The organism is Bradyrhizobium sp. UFLA06-24 (assembly GCF_054967145.1).
In genome coordinates this window covers 1-1521 of sequence record NZ_JADFUE010000180.1, presented here as the reverse complement: position 1 = coordinate 1521, position 1521 = coordinate 1, and the positions used below count along the sequence as shown (strand labels likewise).

Annotated in this window: 1 protein-coding gene; it reads left to right on the top strand. The window is 62.9% G+C overall.

The annotated features are described in order from the left end of the window. Nucleotides 1-238: 238 nt before the first annotated feature. Nucleotides 239-1521: biosynthetic-type acetolactate synthase large subunit (gene ilvB, locus IF809_RS38510; protein ID WP_462840073.1), on the top strand; the 1283-nt coding region annotated here is incomplete at its 3' end.

Here is a 1521-nt window from a genome sequence, read left to right as displayed (position 1 = left end):
GCCTTGACATCCAGGCTTTGGCCGCTATGTTTCGCGCAACCTTTGGGAAGCCGAGCGCCTGCCATGCGTAACATTATTACCAAACTCCTTATCGCCGTCGTACCCAGGCACACCGCCGGGGGTGGCTAGCTGCCATCCACATGACAGGCGGTGTGCAGGGTCCCTCTTCGGGGCCTTTTTTATTTCCCGAAACCGACACGAACGAAGCCGCTGACGTCAGCGCATCCGGAGCAAGCCAATGACCGACAAGAGCCACGATCCGAACCAGATGACCGGCGCCGCAATGATCGTCCGCGCGCTCATCGATCATGGCGTGACCGACATTTTCGGCTATCCCGGCGGCGCGGTGCTTCCCATCTATGACGAGATCTTCCAGCAGAGCGAAGTCCAGCACATCCTGGTCCGCCACGAGCAGGGCGCCGGTCACGCCGCCGAAGGCTATGCCCGCTCGACCGGCAAGCCCGGCGTCGCGCTGGTGACCTCAGGTCCGGGGGCGACCAACATGGTGACGCCGCTGACCGATGCGCTGATGGACTCGATCCCGCTGGTTTGCATCTCCGGCCAAGTGCCGACGCATCTGATCGGCAACGATGCATTCCAGGAATGCGACACCGTCGGCATCACGCGTCCCTGCACCAAGCACAACTGGCTGGTGCGCGACGTCAATGATCTCGCAAAGGTCCTGCACGAAGCCTTCTACGTCGCGACCACGGGCCGTCCGGGCCCGGTGCTGGTCGACGTTCCCAAGGACGTGCAGTTTGCGATCGGCACCTATCATCCGCCGCGCAAATCCGACGTTCATCGCTCCTACGCGCCGCGCGTCAAGGGCGATGCGACGCAGATCCGCAAGGCCGTCTCGCTGCTCGCCAGTGCCAAGCGTCCCGTGATCTACAGCGGCGGAGGCGTGATCAATTCCGGCCCCGAGGCCACCAGGCTGCTGCGTGAACTGGTCGAAATCACCGGATTCCCGATCACCTCCACGCTGATGGGCCTCGGTGCATATCCGGCGTCGGGCAAGAACTGGCTCGGCATGCTCGGCATGCACGGCACCTACGAGGCCAACATGACCATGCATGATTGCGACGTCATGTTGTGCGTCGGCGCACGCTTCGACGATCGCATCACCGGCCGTGTCGATGCGTTCTCGCCGGGCTCCAAGAAGATCCACATCGACATCGACCCGTCCTCGATCAACAAGAACATCCGCGTCGACGTGCCGATCATCGGCGATTGCGGCAACATCCTCGGCGACATCCTCCAGGTGTTCAAGGCGGAGGCGAAGAAGCCCGACATCAAGGCGTGGTGGCAGCAGATCGCGCAGTGGCGCGCCCGCAACTCGCTCTATTACAAGAAGAGCAACGACATCATCCTGCCGCAGCACGCGATCCAGAGCCTGTTCGAGGCGACGCGCGGCAAGGACACCTACATCACGACCGAGGTCGGTCAGCATCAGATGTGGGCGGCGCAGTTCTATGGCTTCGAGGAGCCGCATCGCTGGATGACGTCGGGCGGTCTCGGCAC